Source organism: Psychrobacter immobilis (assembly GCF_904846285.1).
Lineage (GTDB): Bacteria > Pseudomonadota > Gammaproteobacteria > Pseudomonadales > Moraxellaceae > Psychrobacter > Psychrobacter immobilis_D.
The window spans coordinates 1-4,053 of the sequence record NZ_CAJHAD010000049.1; the positions used below are offsets into that span (position 1 = coordinate 1).

General features: G+C 45.7%; 4 protein-coding genes. All 4 read right to left on the reverse strand.

Annotated elements, in window-relative coordinates:
* Positions 1–189: 189 nt before the first annotated feature.
* On the reverse strand, positions 190–441 hold the full coding sequence (locus tag JMX13_RS13400; protein ID WP_201613304.1) for a helix-turn-helix transcriptional regulator: 252 nt from the start codon (positions 439–441) through the stop codon (positions 190–192).
* 172 nt (positions 442–613) lie between these two features.
* Complete coding sequence (locus JMX13_RS13405; protein ID WP_201613305.1) at positions 614–1,531, reverse strand: hydrolase or metal-binding protein; 918 nt, start codon at positions 1,529–1,531, stop codon at positions 614–616.
* A 100-nt stretch (positions 1,532–1,631) separates the two neighbouring features.
* Positions 1,632–2,735 carry a YqaJ viral recombinase family protein gene (locus tag JMX13_RS13410; RefSeq protein ID WP_201613306.1) on the reverse strand — a complete coding sequence of 368 codons (1,104 nt, stop codon included), beginning with the start codon at positions 2,733–2,735 and terminating at the stop codon, positions 1,632–1,634.
* A gap of 103 nt (positions 2,736–2,838) precedes the next feature.
* Positions 2,839–3,831 carry a DUF932 domain-containing protein gene (locus tag JMX13_RS13415; RefSeq protein WP_201613307.1) on the reverse strand — a complete coding sequence of 331 codons (993 nt, stop codon included), beginning with the start codon at positions 3,829–3,831 and terminating at the stop codon, positions 2,839–2,841.
* Between the last annotated feature and the right edge of the window lie 222 nt (positions 3,832–4,053).

The following is a 4,053-nucleotide window of genomic DNA, read 5'->3' on the forward strand; positions in this document are numbered from 1 at the left end:
GGCACGAAATTATAAATCTATGCTATATCTGGCTTGTACTATGATCCACTGCAAACTGAATTAGGGACACGCCCTAATAGTTTCGAATAAGAAAAAACCTACACGATGTTTTGGAAGTTATCCAGACGTTATATGAAATACAAAAAAATAAACTGCCCTACTCTTTAGCTTTAGGGCGGTTCGATAAGTCTAGGCTGAACGCTCCGCAATCTTACTATTAATCCATTCTGCAATCTCGCTTGCTACCCACACTACCCTCACCTGTGTCAGCTGTACCTTCTTAGGAAACGTTGGATCATAACGATCAGAATTCTCATTAGTCATCTCATAAATTGTAGAGCGACTAAGTCCAATATACTTGCCCACATCTTTGATACTCAGTAGTTGCGGTATATGATTACACTGCTCGATTACTGGCTGTGCTGTATTTAAATTTTCCATGATGTGCTCCTTATAAGTGATTGAGAGCGTTTCTTCTCATATACTTACCGAGTCCTATATTTTCTTACCGCATCCTATATAGTCCGATGGTTAGTCTTAGATAAAGCAATAAAAAAAGGAGCTGATCGAATCAGCTCCTTTTATCTCATTCATTTAATTTTGGTCACTTAGCTTAACTAACAGCCGTCACGCTTTGCCGTAGCCCTTGCTCAATACTAGTCACGTTATGAGTCGCTAGCCCATTCTGCAAGTGTCCTTGCTCCTGTTGGTTTTGGTTAGCATCACTGCTCTCAACCGGATAAAACTCCTCTACCACCTCAAACGCATCTTCACTATCGATACCAAAACATGAGTTTACGTAGCCTTTTTTAGCAGCTTCCTCTAACGCTGCTTGATCAAAGCCATGTTCGCTCAGCTCGCTATCAATGGCTTGTGCATTGGATACGGCATCACGTAGCGTTACCCCATCACGTAGCGTTAAATCCACAAAGTAGATCGGTGTGCGATAACTTTGGGTGGTGCTTTTACCTCTTAACGTTAATTGCAGTGGTAAGCAGGACAGCTTGTTGCCGGATACCGCGGCAAAGTAGCTTAGCCTCGCTGCCAGCGTTCTAATACTATTAAAACCAGTCGTACGAAAGATGAACGTACCCAGCTCATCGTCCTCAGACAGATTCATATATAGACGACCGTATGGCTTACACGCACCGCCTTGTGCCAGTGGGCAGCGATCAGGCGACGGACATGGCAACTGCTCAACACCGTTGCCCGTTCGGCGTTGGCACTGCTCACCGTCACCCACACATAGTGGGCGTCCAGTTTGCCGATCAAACAATGTGTATTCAGCTCGCAAGTTAAGCGTCGGATCATTAAACAGCATACGAACCGGTATTTTCCTGAGCTTGCCGTCACTCTTTGCACGTAGCCTTTCATCGAGTGGGTGGTTGATCCAGCCGTCTTTATTCTGCACTTGGCTAGTAATGGTGAATTGATCGTCCTTAGCAGGGAGACGTTTACCATCTTTTTGAATGACACGTCCAATGCTGATGCGACCGAGTACGGGCGGCGTTATAGTGAGACCTTTAATCATGTTGATATTCCTTATGTGTTTTATTTAGCTATAAAAAAGCCCAGCTTTGATAGCTGGGCTGTTATGTGCTTGCTTTGGTTTGTTGAGAATAGATAGCGGCTTAATCGTTTAAGACAACAAAGCGTCTGCTACCTTGACGGGTTTTACTAAACTGCGCGAGCAATTCAGGATGGGCTTTAATAACGGCCTTGCTATCAAGACCGACACTGTCTTTAGAGCGCTTCCAAGAAATAGCGCCCATCGAAAATACCGCAACCTCATTATCTTGAATTAAGCTTTGCAGCCGATGCTTCACTTGATCATGACGTTCTTCTAGCTCTTGCATGTAGTCACGGTAGCTAAGCAACTGCTCGAACAACTTGTTCGCACCATCGTCATCTCGTAAATCAACTTTGCTTGACGGTTCAGGCGCTGGATAAAGCAGCTTTAATGCTCGCGCTGCAGATTCTGAATGATCAGGGGTTGGTAGTGTGTCTGTTTTCACGTACTGCCAGAACAAACGCTCGTGCTCGATGATAGAATCAATCAAGCGCTCATCACGCTCAACCTTATAAATCTTCGCTTCGTGACCACAGATTAACACGCAGATATGCGCAGCCGTTTTACCTGTGACGGCTAGCTGATGCTGAACTTGGCAGGTGACATATAACGGCACGCCATGCTTCCAAAGCTTGGCACCATGCTCCCCTGCGGTTTTACACTCTAGGATCTGCGCCTCTGTACACCCAGTAATGGCATAGTCTAAATTAGCGAGCATAAAATGCTTGTCAGGATCAGGATGCTGCAAGATAGCATTGACACGTCGTACCTTATTGCCCGTATGCTCTTGGTAGTATTTAGCGACCATTGGCTCTAGCGTATTGCCCCAGTACAGTGGCGAATAACCGTCAATGCTTTCATCGATGCTTGATTCCATGCGTCCTGTCTTAATCATCCACAGCTCAAGCATGGATAAATAGGGATGGATACCACAGCTAGCTGCGGCATCAGAGCTACCAATGCCTTGCTTGCGAAATTGTAGCCACTCTTCACGACTTAACGATTTGGTGTTGACCAGACGCTTAGCCGTCGTTGCAGTATGCGACTGAGCAGCTTTATCAGTGCTATTGTTTTGATTGGTTTGCACTACCGCTGGTTTACGCTTCACGATGGCACGCTTAGCCTGTCTTATCTGAGTGTTGGTATTTAATGCGATCATGTTCATAATAAACTCCTTCGATAAATTGATTATTGGTATTAAATGAAACAAACGACATAAAAAAACCACTCTCTAAGGCGTGGTTTAATTGGTTGAGTTTGCTATTAAGTTAGGCAATAAGGGCAAAGGCTTCCTCTAAGCTTTTGTCTTTCAGCTTAGCCCCTGCGCCGAACCATGCTGAGTCGAGTCTGTGATCGGTGGACATAGCCCTACGCTCATGATCCACATACTCGGTCATGGCTGATAGCAGCCCATAAGCGGTATCACGTGCTGAATCAAGATCAGCTCCGCGACCTTGACCGTTGAACATGCTCATTACCTGATTCATGGCACGAGCGTTTGGTACCGCATCCTTCTCTTTCTTAGCACTGTTAAATAAGATGATGTTATTGTCCTGATCGTTGAATACACGGTTGAGATAATTAGCAGCTTCTGCCTGAGTGACACGGCGCTGGGTAAGCTGCTTCATCTCATACATATGCTCATTCCACTGCTTAACGGAAACGCCAAGTTGTTGCTTGACGCGATCGCCATCGAACGAGGTGCTATGCGGTACTTTTACCACACCGCCACTTCCGTCCGCTAAGCTAATTGCTAGAGTGTTATTACACACCACACGGATATTAGTGAACTGCGCAGTAGTCGCCAGAGTCCCGTCACAAGCGGTTGCCAACAAAAGGTATCCATTACTCACATCACCGCCTTTTAGAGTCATTGACTGACCTGTACGGGCCAATGCCCACATCTTCCGACCGCCCTTTAACACTCCTGCAGTTTCAAGCTCAAAGTGTGATTGCTCCGTGAGATCACGATAGAACTCTAAAATCTCACGCGGCTGTACTTCTTGGTAACGTTGGCTAACCACCGATAACGGCTCTAGGTTATCGCTGCGATATAGCACCTTATTGCTATCAAAGGGCATGATCAGGCTTTGACCTTTTTCATTGCTTGCCATGTAGCTAACATCAGACGATTCAATACGCCAATCCATACCAGCCTCACGAGCCCAGACTTCGATGGGCTGATTCTTAGGTAACTGATTGCCGAGACCGTGCCAAGGGGTCTCGCCGACGTATGCCATGTTTTCGATTAAATGTGCCATAAGAGTATTTCCTGTGTTGATAAGTTAAGTTGAGGGTTAGATAAATTGGTTGAGTACCGTTAAGACGTTTCAACAGTCCACACAGCGATAAGTTATTTGAGTGGCAGTCGGCTCGCAGTAGCACGACTGACAGAACAAGCAATATACTGAATCGCCCCGTGATTGTCGGAGACCTAACTTTCTGAGAGAATACGACAATGAAAAGACAAACCTACACTCCTG